At 42.2% G+C, this 17,261-nt stretch carries 18 protein-coding genes; 7 read left to right on the forward strand and 11 right to left on the reverse strand.

What is annotated here, in order from left to right:
* Positions 1-145 precede the first annotated feature (145 nt).
* The 4 genes from WR49_RS13045 (at position 146) to ttcA (ending at position 3,791) form a co-directional block, all read left to right on the forward strand.
* Positions 146-979 (forward strand): hypothetical protein, encoded by an 834-nt coding sequence (locus WR49_RS13045; protein WP_046224306.1) that lies wholly within the window; start codon positions 146-148, stop codon positions 977-979.
* Positions 972-1,820 carry a glucosaminidase domain-containing protein gene (locus WR49_RS13050; protein ID WP_046224307.1) on the forward strand — a complete coding sequence of 283 codons (849 nt, stop codon included), beginning with the start codon at positions 972-974 and terminating at the stop codon, positions 1,818-1,820. The genes WR49_RS13045 and WR49_RS13050 overlap by 8 nt, the downstream gene beginning before the upstream one ends.
* 123 nt (positions 1,821-1,943) lie before the next feature.
* On the forward strand, positions 1,944-2,594 hold the full coding sequence (locus WR49_RS13055; protein WP_046224308.1) for a DUF2987 domain-containing protein: 651 nt from the start codon (positions 1,944-1,946) through the stop codon (positions 2,592-2,594).
* Positions 2,595-2,897: 303 nt separating this feature from the next.
* Positions 2,898-3,791 (forward strand): tRNA 2-thiocytidine(32) synthetase TtcA, encoded by an 894-nt coding sequence (gene ttcA / locus WR49_RS13060; RefSeq protein WP_017057255.1) that lies wholly within the window; start codon positions 2,898-2,900, stop codon positions 3,789-3,791.
* Positions 3,792-3,912: 121 nt separating this feature from the next.
* On the opposite strand, the gene uspE is transcribed toward ttcA, so the two are convergent.
* From uspE to ccoN, 10 genes are all read right to left on the reverse strand, one after another.
* Positions 3,913-4,863, reverse strand: coding sequence for a universal stress protein UspE (gene uspE, locus WR49_RS13065; RefSeq protein ID WP_017057254.1), 951 nt, complete (start codon positions 4,861-4,863; stop codon positions 3,913-3,915).
* A gap of 132 nt (positions 4,864-4,995) precedes the next feature.
* Positions 4,996-5,742, reverse strand: a complete 747-nt coding sequence (locus tag WR49_RS13070; RefSeq protein WP_017057253.1) for an FNR family transcription factor — start codon at positions 5,740-5,742, stop codon at positions 4,996-4,998.
* Between the two features lie 86 nt (positions 5,743-5,828).
* A complete protein-coding gene (locus WR49_RS13075; protein ID WP_046224351.1) occupies positions 5,829-6,503 on the reverse strand; it encodes a sulfite exporter TauE/SafE family protein in 675 nt (224 codons plus the stop codon).
* Positions 6,493-6,765, reverse strand: coding sequence for a cbb3-type cytochrome oxidase assembly protein CcoS (ccoS, locus tag WR49_RS13080; protein WP_046224309.1), 273 nt, complete (start codon positions 6,763-6,765; stop codon positions 6,493-6,495). Before ccoS ends, WR49_RS13075 begins: the two co-directional genes overlap by 11 nt.
* Positions 6,765-9,137: a heavy metal translocating P-type ATPase gene (locus WR49_RS13085; RefSeq protein WP_046224310.1), complete on the reverse strand. Its 2,373-nt coding sequence runs from the start codon at positions 9,135-9,137 to the stop codon at positions 6,765-6,767. The genes ccoS and WR49_RS13085 overlap by 1 nt, the downstream gene beginning before the upstream one ends.
* A 6-nt stretch (positions 9,138-9,143) precedes the next feature.
* Positions 9,144-9,623: a FixH family protein gene (locus WR49_RS13090; RefSeq protein WP_046224311.1), complete on the reverse strand. Its 480-nt coding sequence runs from the start codon at positions 9,621-9,623 to the stop codon at positions 9,144-9,146.
* An 85-nt stretch (positions 9,624-9,708) separates the two neighbouring features.
* Positions 9,709-10,683: a cytochrome-c oxidase, cbb3-type subunit III gene (gene ccoP, locus WR49_RS13095; RefSeq protein WP_017057248.1), complete on the reverse strand. Its 975-nt coding sequence runs from the start codon at positions 10,681-10,683 to the stop codon at positions 9,709-9,711.
* Positions 10,683-10,859, reverse strand: coding sequence for a CcoQ/FixQ family Cbb3-type cytochrome c oxidase assembly chaperone (locus WR49_RS13100; RefSeq protein ID WP_004742291.1), 177 nt, complete (start codon positions 10,857-10,859; stop codon positions 10,683-10,685). The genes ccoP and WR49_RS13100 overlap by 1 nt, the downstream gene beginning before the upstream one ends.
* A 9-nt stretch (positions 10,860-10,868) precedes the next feature.
* Positions 10,869-11,489: a cytochrome-c oxidase, cbb3-type subunit II gene (gene ccoO, locus WR49_RS13105; protein WP_017057247.1), complete on the reverse strand. Its 621-nt coding sequence runs from the start codon at positions 11,487-11,489 to the stop codon at positions 10,869-10,871.
* 11 nt (positions 11,490-11,500) lie between these two features.
* Positions 11,501-12,928, reverse strand: a complete 1,428-nt coding sequence (gene ccoN / locus WR49_RS13110) for a cytochrome-c oxidase, cbb3-type subunit I (protein ID WP_046224352.1) — start codon at positions 12,926-12,928, stop codon at positions 11,501-11,503.
* A gap of 258 nt (positions 12,929-13,186) precedes the next feature.
* Between ccoN and WR49_RS13115 the strand changes: the two genes are divergently transcribed.
* From WR49_RS13115 to WR49_RS13125, 3 genes are all read left to right on the forward strand, one after another.
* Positions 13,187-13,555, forward strand: a complete 369-nt coding sequence (locus WR49_RS13115; RefSeq protein ID WP_046224312.1) for a hypothetical protein — start codon at positions 13,187-13,189, stop codon at positions 13,553-13,555.
* A gap of 100 nt (positions 13,556-13,655) precedes the next feature.
* A complete protein-coding gene (locus WR49_RS13120; protein WP_046224313.1) occupies positions 13,656-14,840 on the forward strand; it encodes an FIST signal transduction protein in 1,185 nt (394 codons plus the stop codon).
* Positions 14,840-16,564: an ATP-binding protein gene (locus WR49_RS13125; RefSeq protein WP_046224314.1), complete on the forward strand. Its 1,725-nt coding sequence runs from the start codon at positions 14,840-14,842 to the stop codon at positions 16,562-16,564. Before WR49_RS13120 ends, WR49_RS13125 begins: the two co-directional genes overlap by 1 nt.
* A gap of 244 nt (positions 16,565-16,808) precedes the next feature.
* Here the strand turns inward: WR49_RS13125 and WR49_RS13130 are convergent, their stop codons facing one another.
* A complete protein-coding gene (locus WR49_RS13130; RefSeq protein ID WP_231574712.1) occupies positions 16,809-17,063 on the reverse strand; it encodes a hypothetical protein in 255 nt (84 codons plus the stop codon).
* Positions 17,064-17,261 lie beyond the last annotated feature (198 nt).

The following is a 17,261-nucleotide window of genomic DNA, read 5'->3' on the forward strand; positions in this document are numbered from 1 at the left end:
TTTAATTATTAACCATTAAGACTTAAAAGCAAAGCTTGTTACAGATTCATATTTTAGTTTATATCCGACATATGAGTATAATGAAGACAATTTTTTATCAATAAGTTAGGTGGCTTCGATAAAGTAAGTACACCTAGGTATCATTATGAACGACGACATCGAAAAAGATTTTAATCTGGGCGGTAGTATCGACCGTGCACTTTCTGGCGATTATGAGCTCAAAGCAACGGCTGTATTCCAAGAGGCTTGGAAACAAACCATCAGTCACTTTCTTTCGTTCTCTCCTGCTATTGTTGCTCTGATGTTCGTGCAACTGGCCATTTTTTATATCGCATTAAAATTACAACTGGGTGATCCTGCGGTTATCCTAGATGCCGTTATAGACCCAGAGGCTTTCACCCCACAAATCGTTGAATCTATTTTCATTGCTAACTTTAGCTATGAAGTAGTCAGCGCTCCTATTTACGCTGGTATTAGCTTAATGGCAATGAGCCACGCTGCAGGCTTACAAACCAAGACTCGTCACATAGGTAAAGGTCTACAATTTACAGTGCCTGTTATCTTAGTCACTTTGTTCAGCCTGATGTTACAAGGTATCGCGGGGATGATACTCCCGTTCCTTTCTATCTATTTCTCACTTGCATTTAGCCATGCAATTCTGTTGATTTGCGATAAAAAAGTACCTCCAATGCAATCACTGTTGCTTTCTTTGCGGGCCGTAAACAAGAAAATCCTCACTATCGCGTCTATCTACTTAATGGTGATGTTGATGTTCATCATTGCGGCGATGATGTATGGCATTGGTTTAATTTTCGTTCTTCCATTCTTTTTCCACGTGAAAGGTATTCTTTACCGTGAAATGTTTGGCATCAAGTTAAAGCTTATTGCGTCAGACAGGTCAAAGGACGATGACGACAATAACGACGGCAGAGATAATAACGACAGTAACAACAAAAACCCACAGGTGTTCGATGCATAAAGACACGCAGGCAAGCGCAAGCAAATCACTTGCGCTTAAAGTGACGGCACTGGCTCTTGTTGGGTCTATCTCACTGATTGGTCCTTATATTTACCAAGAAGAAGAGCGTCGACGTACGACAGAACAGAATTCCAATTCGACCGACCAGTTTGGTGACTTGACGGTTTCTTCGAGCACACCAAACTTTGCGGCCATCGAAGATGTGAATGAGAAAAAAGACACGTTCTTTTCGTTCCTTCGTCCAAGCATCAATATTGAAAACAAACGTATCACCAAAGAACGTGCGTTTTTAACTAAGCTCTCTACGTCTGGTTTAAACAGTATTGATTCTGAAGACGCGTCTTATGCGAAAAGGTTAGGGAAGTTGTACAGCCTGCCAGTACCTACTGAAGGTTTGGATCAGGCATGGCTGACAGAGATGCTTAACTGCGTCAATGTGCTGCCAGAGGCGCTTGTACTAACACAGGCAGCGAATGAGTCAGCTTGGGGTACGTCGCGTTTCGCCACCAAAGCGAACAACTATTTTGGACATTGGTGTTACGCCAAAGGTTGTGGCCTTGTTCCGCTACAACGTAACGAAGGTAGCTCGCATGAAGTCGCAACTTTCTCTTCAAGCCAAGAATCCGTACATCGTTACTTCATGAACCTTAATCGTAACCGTGCTTACGCCGATCTAAGAGCGATTCGTGCAAAACTTGCTGCGCAAGGTGATGATCTTTTAACAACCGCAACGGCGACAGAGCTCACCAATGGCTTGTTAAAATATTCTGAGCGAGGTTCCGACTATGTGACTGATTTACAAGCTATGATCCGTCACAACGAGGTATACTGGAAAAAGTAACTCATTTTGATACCAACTTGGTTGCCTTCGATAGTCAGCTTACACCAAGTAATGTCACAAAAAGAGTAGCTCATTGGCTGCTCTTTCTATTTATAAACGCTCAACTTCGACAAGATTATAATAATGAAAAAGACAGCACTCGCTTTATTAGCCTCACTAAGCCTTGGGGTTTCTCTTCCTGCTTCAGCGCAAGAATACATGTTCACGTATTCTAAGCTTTATACTCAGCTGAAAAATAACACCAAAGAAGGGCATGATGATGTCAAAGTGGCGGTCTTCTTTGTTGATCAACAAGCTCAGCAAACCTGTCACATCAGCAAAGCTTGGATGGAAAAAGAAGAGCACTACGAAGAGCTAAAAGTCTCTTCTGCGAATGAACTGCTTCTACCGGTAGATCAAAACCTTCGTTCAGCAAACCCTCTTATCTTTGTACAAACACAAGAACAAGAATGTGCGTACTCTTTAGTCGTGATGACTCAAGAGCCTTTAGTTGGCAAGGTTGAAGTTGCACAGATAGAAAACCTATTACCACAGATGCAGGCGATGCTTGAAGATGTCAGCGGCATGTTCTCTGGTTGGTTCACGCCAGATATCCAAGGGTTAACGCTGGAGTTCGCTAATAAGCTTGAAGGCAACATCGAGCTTTCAAACGGCAAGCAACTACCAATCAAAGAAGGACGTGCGAAATTCACTTTAGAAGAACTGAATGGAAGTGACAGCATCACGTTACCAGAACCAACAGTTCGCGTATTGCCGTACATTCCCGCGCAATAATTTTTAACGGAATCATTGTTAGCGAAATCATTCCTCTATGCTTTTGCGACATACCTTAAAGCAGCCTCATCGAATAAGATCAGGCTGCTTTTCTTTATTTGTAATACCAACCGAGATCTTACTAAGACGCGTCTCTCTAACCGTTTAGGGGCTTATCGAACAATAAAAGCAAAAACTTTCTATTACTCAGCTTGGTTATACTGCCGTTACTATTTCAACCTCAAATAAAAATCCGTATAATCCACGCCCTAAAACATCCCACTAGCAATCTACAGTCGGTAATACGACGGTGTGAGAGTCGCAATGAACCAAAACGATAATAGAAAAGAAACACTTGAATTCAACAAACTTCAGAAACGCCTGAGAAGAAATGTTGGAAATGCCATCATCGACTACAACATGATCGAAGAGAATGACGTAGTAATGGCATGTATTAGTGGCGGTAAAGATTCATTTGCGATGTTAGACATTTTGCTACGTTTACGTGAAGCAGCACCTATCAAGTTTGATGTTGTGGCGGTAAACCTAGATCAAAAACAACCAGGGTTCCCTGAACACATTCTTCCTGAGTACTTTGAAACACTGAACATTCCTTACTATATCGTAGATAAAGATACGTATTCAGTGGTTAAAGAGAAAGTGCCAGAAGGCAAAACAACGTGTGGCCTATGTTCTCGTCTTCGTCGTGGTACTTTGTACTCATTCGCTGAGAAGATTGGGGCAACTAAGATCGCACTTGGCCATCACCTTGATGATATCGTTGAAACTATGTTCCTGAACATGTTCCACGGTGCTCGTCTAAAGGCAATGCCACCAAAGCTTCGTTCAGATGATGGCCGTAACGTTGTTATTCGTCCACTGACTTACTGTCGTGAAACGGACCTGATCAAATACGCAGAACACAAAGAGTTCCCAATCATTCCTTGTAACCTGTGTGGCTCTCAAGAGAATCTACAGCGTCAGAACATTAAAGCGATGCTAATTGATTGGGACAAGAAAACTCCAGGCCGTGTTGAGAAGATCTTTAAATCAATCCAGAACGTTAGCCCAAGTCAACTGGCTGATCGCGAGTTGTTTGACTTCATAAACCTTCCACTTGACCGTAGTGAAGATCGCAAAGCATACGAATTCGAAGAAGCTGAAATATCATCTTCAAACATTGATGAGTCAATGTTCATCGACGTAACGAATGTTTAGCCACTTGAGTGAATAAAGATGATTTTAGCCATTCTGTATTTGGAATGGCGTTGCTCTAGATAAACAAAAATGCCTCAAGCAATGCTTGAGGCATTTTTTATAAGTTAAACTTGTCGCTAACTTAACCTTTCGAAAGGTTAGGGTCTAATGGGCTCACGTAACCAGACGGTTTAAGAGCAAGCACGTCACAATTAATCTTGTCGATCACATGTTCCGCAGTATTACCAATAAACACAGCAGACAAACCGGTACGGCCCGTAGTACCAAGAATCACCATCGCAGCGTTATTTTCAGAAGCTACACGAGGAATAACATCTTCAGGCAAGCCTTGCTCAACCACGGTTTGTTCTTCACACATACCGTGCTTCTGACGCAACGCTTTCATTGCCGTTAAGTGATGGCCACGAACTGCGTCGGTATAAGATGTTGGATCAAACTCTGGCAATTCGATTGTTATATTCGCCGGTGTCACAGGGTAAGCATTAACCAAAAACGGTTCTGCATCCAAGCGGCCGGTGATCTCCAGTAATCTATCAACCATCGTATCGTTGAGCTCTAAGTGAGCTTCTGTCTCTGAGCCTACGTGAACTGAAGCAAAGATCTTCGCATCATCAGGCCAGAAGTCATTTTTAACCAGCAGCACAGGGCTAGGGCATTTTCTAAGTAGGTGCCAGTCAGTAGGAGTGAAAATAACAGATTCTAAAGTATCGTGCTTACGCGTACCTTTGATTAAGATATCGTGATCACCACTGTATACTTCTGCAATGATCGCCTCATATGGGCGGTTGTGCCACACAACTTTAACGTTGAATTCAATGGAATCATCAAGGTAAGGTTCTGCTACTTTATTCATCCAGATTTCACGTTGATGAATAACTCCTCTGCGCATTGCGTCTCTTTCGTCGACAGAGAGCATCGATGTCATCTCATAAGAGAAATCATAGATCGACAAAAAGAAAGTGATATGGCTTGTTGAGGTGCTTTTCTTCGCAAGTTGGATAGCACGAACTAGAGCAGGTTGCTCATCGTGATTAATGTCAGCGACAACTAAAATTTTGTTATAGATACTCATAACTAAGCCTACTTTTCAGAACGAATATATAAATAATGTAGCGTAGTTATAGAGAGATGAAGAGAAATATAAGAGGTTTTAAGGGAGAAATATGATGTAGCTCATTATTAGGCTACATCATTGATATCTAGACTATTCTTTTGAAACACCAGCGAGTTCCATCAACGTATCATGATCTTCGATAGTGATGTATTTTCCTTTAACACTCAAGATGTCAGCTTTTTGGAAACGTCCCAAAAGACGACTAATCGTCTCGACAGTTAGACCTAGGTAGTTACCAATGTCGCCGCGAGTCATAGTTAAACGGAACTCTCTAGGGCTAAAGCCGCGTTGAGAGAACCGAGTAGAAAGATTGTAAAGGAATGCTGCAAGACGCTCTTCCGCATTCTTTTTAGAAAGAAGCAGAATCATTTCTTGGTCACCTTTAATCTCATTACTCATCAGGCGCATAATTTGCTGACGCAATTTAGGCATTTTCCCCGATAAATCATCAAGAATTTCGTATGGGATTTCACATACCATAGACGTTTCTAGTGCTTGAGCGAAACTAGGGTGTAGATCACCTGTAATCGCATCGAAGCCAACAAGGTCACCAGCTAAGTGGAACGCAGTAATCTGCTCATCACCTTGCTCGGTAATCGTATAGCTCTTGATCGTTCCAGAGCGAATAGCATACAGAGATTTAAGCTCGTCACCGGCTTTAAATAACTCTTGGCCTTTTTGAATAGGCTTTTTTCTTTCAATGATCTGATCAAGTTGATCGAGTTCAGATTCATTCAAAGTAAATGGAATACAGAGCTGGCTAATACTACAATCCTGGCAATGGATTGCACAACCACCAGACTGAACACGTTTCGTCGCAGGCTTTTCAGAAATCATAACAATCTTTCACTATTTGACATACATCAATATTTTAGCATTCCTTAATCCTAAAGGGTAGTAAAAAAACCGGGTTTAAAGAACAGCTATACGGTATAAATAATAAGGTGTAGAGCCATATATCCAGTATAAAAGCCGTAAATTAGGATTAAAATTGCGCCTAACTGGCGAAATAAATCAACTTGTTGCAGTTTCTTGAAGAAATTAGCCCCCATACCAACGGTTAACATTGCTGGAAGGGTCCCTAAACCGAAGGCTAGCATGATTCCCGCTCCGTCATACCAGCTTCCAGATACCGCTGCCCACGTAAGCATTGAATAAACAAGGCCACATGGGAGCCAACCCCAGATGAAACCAAATGGTAAAGCATGGATGGGGTGCTTCAATGGCAGAAATGATTGACCTACAGGTGATATATAGCGCCATAGCTTCTGCCCGACTTTTTCGAAAAACAACAATCCAAACCACCATTTTCCAATGTACAACCCTAAGATGATCATAAAGGCGGCAGCAAACAGACGAAGCCAACCAAGCAAAGCATTGAAATCGCTTAGTTGACCAATCGAAGAAATTGCACCACCAATCACGCCACCAATTACGGCATAGCTTAATAGGCGTCCAAGGTTATACAGAAGGGGAGTAATAGGGGAAGGTTTAGTGTTGCCAATCGAAAGAAGCGAAGCGATGCCACCACACATTCCCATGCAATGACCTGAGCCTATCAATCCAACAACAAAAGCGCCGATCCAATCAGGTGTCATCATACTTTTTTTCTAAACTAGTTTGGCTTTCTACGCTAACGTAATTTTCTCTAGAGGCAGGGGTGCTCATCTCGGCTTTCTTGTCCCCAGCTGGTTTGTTGTCAGAGTTATGGTTAGCATGGCTGTCTTCATCGAATAGAATACTATGGCCTTGACGTTCAAGATCTTCAAACTGCTCGCTCTTTACTGCCCAAAGAAAGATTCCGACTGCGATGCACACAAGTACGATCGCTATTGGAATGAGGATGTATAAACTTTCCATTATTTCCCTTGCTCTTTTAAAAGCCTTAACGAGTTAGACACAACTATAATAGAGCTAGCCGACATGCCGACGACGGCAATGTAAGGAGCAACTAAACCAGACACTGCTAGAGGAAGGATAAGCAAGTTATACCCCAATGACCACGCCAAGTTTTCACGGATTATCTTACGCGTTTTTAGCGCTAATGTACGTGATTTAAGTAACCTATCGAGATTATCACCCAATAGCACCATATCCGCTGAGGCTTTCGCTACATCTGTACCTCCCCCCATTGCAACCGAAAGGTGAGCACCTGCAAGTATAGGCGCATCGTTAATACCATCACCAACCATCATAGTAATGTCACTTGCATCTCGAGAGTTCAGGTAAGCAAGTTTATCTTCAGGTTTCGCGTTAGCAACAATGTCTGTAATGCCGATCTCTTCAGCAACAGGCTTCGCGTTAATCAAAGAATCGCCAGTCAGCAGAGTCGTTTTGATTCCCGCTTCTTTAAATTGCTTAATAAACTCGATGCTTTCTTTGCGAATGGGATCTTCATAAGTAAACGTCGCGATATGACGCCCCGCCATTGACAAATAAATACCGTTACTTTCCGATGGTTGAGCTTCACCTAGAATGAATTCACTACTACCAATCGCCACTTCTTGGCCATTCCACTCACCAGTGATGCCTGAACCAATCACGTTATTGACTGACTCTACTTCGATATCATCAGAAAGATGAGTCTTGAACGCTTTAGCTATAGGGTGATTAGCGTGTTGTTCTAGGCTTGAAGCAATTTGTAAACATGTCTCTCTATTAAGGTCTGAAAAGGTGTCTACTTGGCTGATGCGAATATCCCCCTCAGTCAAGGTACCTGTTTTATCAATGATTAAGTGGTTAACTTTACACAGAGTTTCGAATACGTGCCCTTTACGCAGCAAAATACCAAAGTTCCCCATACAAGAGGTTGAACAGGTAATTGCCGTTGGTGTTGCAAGAGATAAAGCACATGGACACGTTGCAACGAGTACTGAAAGCATGATCCAAAACGCGTCTTCTGGACGTGTTTGATGCCAATAGAACCAGGTGCCGAATGAAATAACTAAGATAACTGCCACAAAGTACCGTGCGACCACATCAGCGATTTCCGCGATGCGAGGCTTAGACAACTGTGCTTCATCTTGCAGACGAACGATATTAGAAATCACCGAATCGGCCTTAGATGTCATCACCTCTAATTCAAACGATTCATCACCATTCAGTGTGCCAGCAAAGACGGCATCGCCTTCGTTCTTAACCACATGAATAGATTCGCCAGTCAGCATTGACTCATCGATGTGAATTCTGCCAGACAATACTCTGCCATCAGCAGGAATATGTTCGCCCGGTAGAACACGAATCCGATCGCCAACCTTCAAGGTTTTCACCGGAACTTGATCGCCATCTAACGTTGTCGCCATAGCAGGAACGAGCTTAAGCAGGTTACCACTAGCAGCTGCTGCTTTACGACGAGCGCGCATTTCAAGGAAGCGACCAAGTAGAAGGAAGAAGGTAAACATTGAGATTGATTCAAAGAATACTTCGCCTTGTTCTGTAACTGTTGCCACTACACTCGCAACATAAGCAAATAGCAGAGCAATCGACACAGGCACATCCATGCCTAGCGTTCGGCCTTTAATGCTTCGCCACGCATTAATATAGAAAGGTAGCGCTGAGTAGAGCAGGACAGGGGTTGCGAAGATCAAACTAACCCAGCGGAAGTAACTCTTGAATTCCGGCTCTAGGCTACCAAACACTTCAAGATAAAGTGCCACAGCCAACATCATGACTTGCATGGTCGCCAAACCAGCAACACCAAGACGATAGAGGTAGTTTTTCATCGAGCGATGATAGGCGGCTTCTTGTTGATCGGCTTCAAAAGGTGCAGCTTTGTAACCTAGTGTATGGATTGCTGATAACAACTCGCTAAGTTTCACTTGCGTATTATCCCAACTAAGCAGGGCACGGTTAGTGGTGGTATTAACACGAATGCTACCGACCCCGGCCTTTGAAGAAACTTGCTTTTCAATAAGCCATGCACAAGCTGCACAAGAGACGCCTTCAAGTGACAATGTCACTTCAGAGGCGTTTTCAGAGCTACGAACGAACTCTAGTTGGACATCTTCATTATCATAATGGCTGAGAGCCAGAAGTTGCTCTGGTACTAGATCAGCTTTTTCAGCTGGAGCGGTGCGATATTGGTAGTAAGAAACCAAACCGCTATCAACGATTGTTTGGGCTACGGTTTCGCAGCCCGGACAACACATATTTCGAGTCGCTCCTAAGATCTCTACTTTAAAATCCGTTTCCGCTGGTACATCTTCACCGCAGTGATAACAGGATTCACACATAAGCTTTTAGTTCGTTAGTTGAGTAGAAGTTTCAATAGGGAAGTTCATGCGACCTTGCACTAACCATTCAGAGTTATGTGGAGAAAGCTCGATAAACCATGGACCTTGCATTTCGTGGTCTAGAGTCAACGTGTAATTGCCGCTCGCATCAGCGGTAAGCAACTGAGTGAAATCACGGTCAGGCAGTGTTCTGTGAACGAACATTGCGTTAATAGCAGGGAAGTGATCAAGTTTGCCTTTATTTAGAGTAATGATAACAGAGTTACCTTTCTCATTAATTGAAGCCGAGAGACCAAGTTCTTTAGCGATGTTTACTTTCGAAATATCAACATTAATGCCTTTTCCTTTTTTATAGTAATCCTCCGTCACCAAATCTACAGAGTTCTCTGTAAACACAATAACCGTAATGATGGTCCAAATAACTACTGTCGCCGGCAACGCGATTAAGAACCACGGCCAAAACTGTTTATACCAAGGCTTTACCATAAAAAATATCTCAAAAAAGAATAAAAAGAAGGGGTTATAAAATAAAGGAAAGACAGCCTCTTAAAAAGAGGCTGTTATTGAAATGTTACTTATTATCTGAGTTGCTTAAACTCCACACGTATGATGCAACAAGCTGAACTTTGTCTTCGCCTAGAATATCTTTCCAAGCAGGCATTACGCCAGAACGTCCGTTCATTACTGTTTCAGTGACATCAGCGCGAGAATCGCCGAACAACCAATCGCGGTCTGTTAGGTCAGGCGCACCTACAGCAGGGTTACCCTTACCATCAGTACCGTGACACGCAGCACACACGACGAAACGTGCTTTACCAGCTTCTGCTTCACGTGCGTTCACACTACGTCCAGAAAGGCTAAGCGTGTAGCTAACCACTTCTTTAACGCCTTGCTCACCAAGTGCATCTTTCCAGCCTGGCATTTGACCAACACGACCGTGCATGATCGTCGTCACAATAGCTTGTGGCTCACCGCCATATAGCCATGCGTCGTCAGTTAGGTTAGGAAAACCTTTCTGACCACGAGCATCAGAGCCGTGACACTGAGAACAGTTTTGCAGGAACAAACGTTGACCCACTTTGATTGCGTCAGTATCTGATGCAATGTCAGGGACAGAACGTAGGCCGTTTTCGTCGTGAGCTAGCTTTTTAAACGCTTCACCAAAGTAGGTATTTGCATCATCAAGCTCTTTAGCGTATTCGTCTAACTGTTTGTTAGCTTGAGCTGCAGCGATTGCAGAGCGAGACTCTTCTACGCTACGAACTGTTTGATTTGAACTCGTCCAACCTAGTAGACCTTTAAAGTTACCAAGGCCAGGGTATAGAGCAAGATAAACAGCTGCAAACACAATCGTGCTAACGAAAAGGTACGTCCACCATTTAGGTAGTGGGTTATTGAGCTCACGAATACCGTCGTATTCATGGCCCATATCATGACCCTCTTCTACGCCTGTTTTATCTTTAAAACACCAACGAAGTAAGACCGCACAACCAATTAGGGTACCAATCGTAATCGCACTAACCCAGATACTCCAGAATGTACTCATTACTTTGTCACTCCTTCATTTTTAGAACTTGTTGCTGGCTCGTCGTCAGCAAACACTAGGTTCGCGTCTTCGTCGAAACGTGATTTACGGTTCTTGCCGTATGCCCACCAAACGATACCGATGAAGCAAGCAAAAACAGTCACAGTCCAAACACTTTGAAATGTAATAATGTCCATAATTATTCCTTATTTCATTGCGTGGCCAAGCGATTGAAGGTAAGCGATGATTGCATCCATCTCTGTTTTTCCTTCAACATCTTGTTTAGCGTTAGCAATTTGTTCGTCTGTGTAAGGAACACCAAATTGATTACGGAAGAGTTCAAGCTTCTGTTGAGTCAATTTGCCATCAAGTACATTCTCAGCAAGCCAAGGGAAACCTGGCATGTTTGATTCAGGAACAAGTTCACGAGGATCTAGAAGGTGAACACGGTGCCACTCATCAGAATAACGGTCACCAACACGTGCTAGATCAGGACCAGTACGCTTAGAACCCCATAGGAATGGATGTTCCCAAACGCTTTCGCCAGCTACTGAGTAGTGGCCGTAACGTTCAGTTTCAGAGCGGAAAGGGCGAATCATTTGGCTGTGACATACGTTACAACCTTCGCGGATATAGATATCACGACCTTCCATTTCCAGAGCAGAGTAAACTCGTAGGTTTTCTACAGGTTCTGTTGTCTGTTTTTGGAAAATAAGAGGAGTGATCTCTACTAAAGCACCAAAGCTGATAGCAATAACGATCAGGATCGCTAGTAAGCCAACGTTTTTCTCGACCAACTCATGGCGATTATTTGAATTTGAGCTCATTCTAAATCTCCTTAAGCCGGTTGAGGGATAGCTTTAAGGCTATCTTTAGGTGCTGAAACAGTTTTGTACGTATTGTATGCCAGTAAGAACATACCAGATAGGAAGATGAAACCACCTAAGAAACGTACAAAGTAGAACGGGTAAGACGCTTCTACTGACTCTACAAAGCTGTAAGTCAACGTACCGTCAGAGTTAACTGCACGCCACATCAGACCTTGCATCACACCAGAGATCCACATCGCAACAATGTAGAAAACCGTACCAATCGTTGCTAACCAGAAGTGAACATTGATTAGAGATACAGAGTACATACGCTCTTGACCAAACAGTTTAGGAACTAAGTGGTAAACCGAACCGATAGAAACCATTGCAACCCAACCTAACGCACCAGAGTGAACGTGACCGATAGTCCAGTCCGTGTAGTGAGATAGTGCGTTAACCGTTTTGATTGCCATCATAGGGCCTTCGAAAGTCGACATGCCGTAGAATGATAGAGAAACGATTAGGAAACGTAGGATTGGGTCATAGCGAAGCTTATGCCAAGCACCTGATAGAGTCATAATACCGTTGATCATGCCACCCCAAGAAGGAGCAAACAGAACCAAAGACATAACCATACCTAGAGACTGAGTCCAGTCGGGAAGTGCAGTGTAGTGTAGGTGGTGAGGACCAGCCCAGATATACAGAGACACAAGAGCCCAGAAGTGAACAATCGACAGACGGTAAGAATAAACAGGGCGACCAGCTTGTTTAGGAACGAAGTAGTACATCATACCTAGGAAACCAGCTGTCAATAGGAAGCCTACCGCATTGTGTCCGTACCACCATTGTACCATTGCATCGATTGCGCCTGCATAAATCGAGTACGATTTAAACGCAGATACAGGAACAGAAAGGCTGTTAACGATGTGCAACACGGCAACCGTTATGATGAAAGCTCCGAAGAACCAGTTTGCTACGTAAATATGCGAGGTCCTACGCTTAATCATAGTTCCAAAGAACACGACCGCATAAGCTACCCACACAAGGGCGATAGCAATATCGATTGGCCATTCAAGTTCTGCGTATTCTTTACTAGAGGTCATACCTAACGGTAAAGTAATTACAGCGGACAGGATAATCGCTTGCCAACCCCAAAAGGTAAAGGCTACGAGAGGGCCACCAAAGAGACGCGTCTGACAGGTACGTTGTACAACATAATATGATGTTGCAAACAGCGCACTTGTACCGAACGCAAAAATAACCGCATTAGTATGCAGGGGACGTAAACGACTGTACGTCAGCCACGGCGTATCAAAGTTTAGCTGTGGCCAAACTAATTGAGCGGCAATCAAAACACCAACGCCCATACCGACAATACCCCACAAAATTGTAACGAGGGTAAATTGACGGACGACCGTATAGTTGTAGTTTTGTTCAAGCTGCTTTTCTTGGCTCATTTGCATGCTTCCAATTTCTTATTTACTACACTTTACTTCCAACACGACTCACGTCGTAATGCCACCCAAATTAGAAAAGGAAATTCAGCCTATTCATGACTTTATTTCCACTTGCTGATTTTAAAAAAAAGTGGCATTTTCAACGCGACACTATACTTGAATTAACAAATCAATGACAGAGTAGTAACCTTACGCATGGTCCGGAATTGGATTTTTCTTTAAAAACTTTGAACTTTGTAACAAGGAGTAAAGATTATAATGGCAGCACAAAAGCTAACAAAAGGCAGGCTTGTTCAAATTATCATCATATTGGTTGTTTTAATAGCTGCATTTACTTGGAGAACAGTAACATACGTTAACGACGAAACAATAGACTGTATAATTTCAAAACCTTGTCAATTTGGTATTGAACAACATAATGTTTTAATTTCAGGTTATAGCAAGGGGTATTCAATCAAAACATCCGAAACTGGTAAATTCATCATTAATTATGATGGCAGCGGAACCTTAGAACCAAACGGGGGCTCTCATTGGTTACTACAAACCAACGATGAAACTGCCTCAATAACGGTTACATTCCCACAACAGGTCAGTACGTATTCTGTAAATATATCTAAAGCAAACTGAATCACGGCATCGATACTTTTGTAGAAACATATACTAAATCAGTGAAACACAGTGCATTAAAGTGTTATAAAGAGAACATTAATAAATCCTTCAGCAATCTATGAAATTTCTATCAAAAGTCTCTTATTCCTTAGATTATAAAGTAGCGGTCGATGAGTTGCTCTCCGGAGTAGTAAAAAGCGATGATATCGCCTGTCTTATTTGCTACTGCACAGAAGAGTACTCAACGTTAGCTGTGCAGCAACATTTGGTCAACGCGCTTCCTCATACTCCCATTCATGGATGCACTACTTGTCACGGCATAATGACCGAAACAGGGTTCCATTCTGGCCCTGTGATTGGTGCACTTATCATTTATGATACAGGGATCAACGCCTACGGAACGGGTATCGAGCACTTCGGTGATTCTATAGAAAAAAACACCTTCCGAGCGATCGATAAAGCACTTAAAAACGCCAACCGAGAAGGCGAAATACCCGATTTAATCTTGCTTCATTCTACGCCTGGCAATGAAGAAAAAATCATGGCAGCCATAGACAACAAGTTTGGAACAGCCGTACCAATTATTGGTGGCAGTGCTGCAGATAATCAGGTTTCCGGCAATTGGAGCATATTCACCGAAGAATCTCTCTCTGTTAACGGTTTATCTCTAATGGCGGTGTTCGCTTCTCAATCGATATATTCATCCTTAAGCGCCGGTCACACACCCACACAGTACTCTGGTACCGTGACTAAAGTCAGAAACAGAGTATTGTTGGAGATCGATCATAGGCCTGCTGTCACCGTTTATAATGAATGGACCAATTTCCACTTAGGTGACAGTGATGACGGCTATATATTCGAAAAGTCTTCTGTCTATCCATTGGGCAGAAAAGTAGGTTCTTCATACGACTACCCATATTTCAAGTTGTCGCATTCAATCCGAGAAACCGAAAACAACGGGATCGAGTTATTTACCGACATAAATGAAGGCGATACCATCTATTTGATGCAAGGCTGCAAACAACAATTAATAGGCCGCGCAGCCAACATCATTCATTCATCTTACTATAATGATATGGAATTTGAGGAAAAACTGGGGGCTATTAATATATTCTGTGCGGGTCCGATGTTAAATCTAAAACAAGACATGGATGAGGTATGCAACCAAATAAATCAAGCACTTGATGGACTACCTTACATTTGCTCTTTCACATTTGGTGAACAAGGTAGACTCTCTGGCGGCGAAAATGCACATGGAAATTTAATGGTGTCGTCAGCAACTTTCTATAGGCTAAAAAAATAATGAGTTCTGAAGGTCAAGAAGAGCTACAAGAAGCCCGTATTGAACTGCAAAAACTAAAATCACGTGAACGGAAATTAGCTGAAGAAAATAGGGTGATCTTATCAACCATTTCGGCTATCAGTAAAGCGAATAACATCGCAGAGATATTCTCTAGTATTGAATTTGTACTCAAAAAATACATAAAATTCGATGATTTTATCGTGATCTCAAGGGTCGGGAATGAAGGGAAATTCAAAACTTTGTTAACCAATAATAGAGTATTTGGAAAGATAAAATGGAGTGATAGCGGTAAACTATCGCGAGTGATAAATGGAGAATGCGTAATCCTTTTTGAACCCAAATCCTTGGGTGAATTTAACTCTTTGCATCCCATCATACTCGACCAAATTAACTCTGTTTTGATCACCGGCATTGATAGTGGATTAACTCAATCCGTCATTATCTTTGTTCATTCCAACACCAAGCATTTTGATATTGAAACCAAAGCTACCCTAAGCCGTTTTCGTCCGCTAATTGAACGAGCGGTGTTTGATATAGAAAATAAAGAGAAACTCGAAGCCACCGTTCGAAAGCGAACAGCGGAGCTTGTCACAGCAAGAAAAGAGGCAGAAAGAGCCAATAAGGCAAAGTCTGAATTCTTAGCAATGATGAGTCATGAGTTAAGAACACCATTAAACGCGGTCATAGGCTTAATCGACACACTAAAGTCAACACAGTTAGATGAAGAACAACAGTCTATACTGCTTAATATGAGTACATCATCTGAGCTTTTGTTAGCAATTATCAGTGACGTGTTGGATTTTTCTAAAATCGAGTCTGGAAGTTTCTCTTTGGCTCCTCAATGGAGCGACATAAGAGACGCTGTAACTTTTGTGTTATCTGAACAAAAGAAGACAGCAGACAATAAGGGATTGGAGTTAACCTCTACGAGTTATATACCTGAAGGGGAACTTCATTATACCGATCCAACTCGCTTAACACAGATTCTATTTAATCTGATTGGTAACGCGATAAAGTTCACCGAATATGGACATGTTCACGTATCGATTGATTACCAACAGAGCTCTTTTGATATAACGGTGGAAGATACCGGGATTGGCATTAGCTCACAGCAAATTTCGTCATTGTTCAGCCCGTTCGTACAAGCCGATAGCACAATCACACGTAGGTTTGGTGGTACAGGTTTGGGGTTAGCTATCACTAAGCGACTTGTTGAATTGATGGGTGGTCGCATTAGCGTAGAGAGTAAGCTAGGCAAAGGTTCTAAGTTCAAAGTGCATTTACCCGTGCTCACTAGAGCAATGAACAAACAGGATTGCTCTAAAGCAAATAAACGCTCTCGAAAGCTAAGAAGTCGCTATGCAGTTTTAGTTGTTGAAGATAACCCAACGAATCAAATGGTGATCAAGTTAATCCTAACGCGACAAGGGCACGAAGTTTTTATTGCAAGTAACGGTGAAGAAGCACTTAACTTTATCGAGAAAGGCCACGATCGGATAGACATTATTTTAATGGACGTGTCGATGCCAGTAATGGATGGATTGACCACAACAAAATATATTAGAGATGCCAATATCGAAACACCAATCGTTGCGTTGACAGCGCACACATCAATAGAAGACAGATATTCGTGTCTAAATGTAGGCATGAATGATTTCGTAACGAAGCCTGTACGAACCAAAGAGATAACAGAAGCAATTAATAGATTAATGCTTAACGCCTAATAAACATATTTCTTAAATGAAGATTAAGAAATATGTTTATTAGGTATTTTATGGTAAATAACCACTATGGTTAAATACACAGTATAAAACCAGAGAATAACAACACAATACGAAGGCAGGGCATCACACAAAGAGTCCTGCCTTATAAAAACTAAATTCTATTTAACATAATATACATAATACGCACTTAGACTAGTTTGATTTTGAGGGGTTTTCTGAGCTCATACAGAGACTCTGAACGTTGTTACTGACAAGGTTTTCGTGCATGCTCCATTGCTTGAACGTCTGTCTCATATGGCCCATAGATTTTTACGTTGTGGTTTTCATCTTTATCAACGCTTGTAACTGACATGAACCAGTCACCAACCAAGAATATCTCATCAGCAAGTTCATTCACTTCTTGGAAGTTTAAGCCAACAACATTCGACACCATACATTGAACTTGGTCTGTGTCATCTCGATAGCCAAGCATCTGTACATGATTTTTTGTTGGATTCACTTATGAGCAGCATTTCTTTTAGTAACTCTAAGCTGTCGAAGACTTTTTTGTACTGAGACGCTTGGCAACCATTATTTTAACTACCTCATGAGCTTGATACCGAAGCGTTTTAATTCCAGTCCACCGAAGTTATTCACGGTAAAGCTTGAGCTATCACGTTCATAGGTCCTGAACACCAATATCTTTTTGAAGAAAAAG

The sequence above is a fragment of the Vibrio sp. ECSMB14106 genome, from assembly GCF_000972265.1.
Lineage (GTDB): Bacteria > Pseudomonadota > Gammaproteobacteria > Enterobacterales > Vibrionaceae > Vibrio > Vibrio kanaloae.

What these genes read in the sequence shown, in the direction of transcription:
- ccoO (WP_017057247.1), bottom strand. Translation starts at nt 11,489, where the DNA reads ATGAGCTCAAATTCAAATAATCGCCATGAGTTGGTCGAGAAAAACGTT.
- WR49_RS13125 (WP_046224314.1), top strand. Translation starts at nt 14,840, where the DNA reads ATGAGTTCTGAAGGTCAAGAAGAGCTACAAGAAGCCCGTATTGAACTG.
- WR49_RS13100 (WP_004742291.1), bottom strand. Translation starts at nt 10,859, where the DNA reads ATGGACATTATTACATTTCAAAGTGTTTGGACTGTGACTGTTTTTGCT.
- ccoP (WP_017057248.1), bottom strand. Translation starts at nt 10,683, where the DNA reads ATGAGTACATTCTGGAGTATCTGGGTTAGTGCGATTACGATTGGTACC.
- WR49_RS13045 (WP_046224306.1), top strand. Translation starts at nt 146, where the DNA reads ATGAACGACGACATCGAAAAAGATTTTAATCTGGGCGGTAGTATCGAC.
- WR49_RS13115 (WP_046224312.1), top strand. Translation starts at nt 13,187, where the DNA reads ATGGCAGCACAAAAGCTAACAAAAGGCAGGCTTGTTCAAATTATCATC.
- WR49_RS13070 (WP_017057253.1), bottom strand. Translation starts at nt 5,742, where the DNA reads ATGATTTCTGAAAAGCCTGCGACGAAACGTGTTCAGTCTGGTGGTTGT.
- WR49_RS13075 (WP_046224351.1), bottom strand. Translation starts at nt 6,503, where the DNA reads ATGACACCTGATTGGATCGGCGCTTTTGTTGTTGGATTGATAGGCTCA.
- WR49_RS13120 (WP_046224313.1), top strand. Translation starts at nt 13,656, where the DNA reads ATGAAATTTCTATCAAAAGTCTCTTATTCCTTAGATTATAAAGTAGCG.
- ccoN (WP_046224352.1), bottom strand. Translation starts at nt 12,928, where the DNA reads ATGAGCCAAGAAAAGCAGCTTGAACAAAACTACAACTATACGGTCGTC.
- WR49_RS13050 (WP_046224307.1), top strand. Translation starts at nt 972, where the DNA reads ATGCATAAAGACACGCAGGCAAGCGCAAGCAAATCACTTGCGCTTAAA.
- WR49_RS13055 (WP_046224308.1), top strand. Translation starts at nt 1,944, where the DNA reads ATGAAAAAGACAGCACTCGCTTTATTAGCCTCACTAAGCCTTGGGGTT.
- ttcA (WP_017057255.1), top strand. Translation starts at nt 2,898, where the DNA reads ATGAACCAAAACGATAATAGAAAAGAAACACTTGAATTCAACAAACTT.
- WR49_RS13090 (WP_046224311.1), bottom strand. Translation starts at nt 9,623, where the DNA reads ATGGTAAAGCCTTGGTATAAACAGTTTTGGCCGTGGTTCTTAATCGCG.
- uspE (WP_017057254.1), bottom strand. Translation starts at nt 4,863, where the DNA reads ATGAGTATCTATAACAAAATTTTAGTTGTCGCTGACATTAATCACGAT.
- ccoS (WP_046224309.1), bottom strand. Translation starts at nt 6,765, where the DNA reads ATGGAAAGTTTATACATCCTCATTCCAATAGCGATCGTACTTGTGTGC.
- WR49_RS13085 (WP_046224310.1), bottom strand. Translation starts at nt 9,137, where the DNA reads ATGTGTGAATCCTGTTATCACTGCGGTGAAGATGTACCAGCGGAAACG.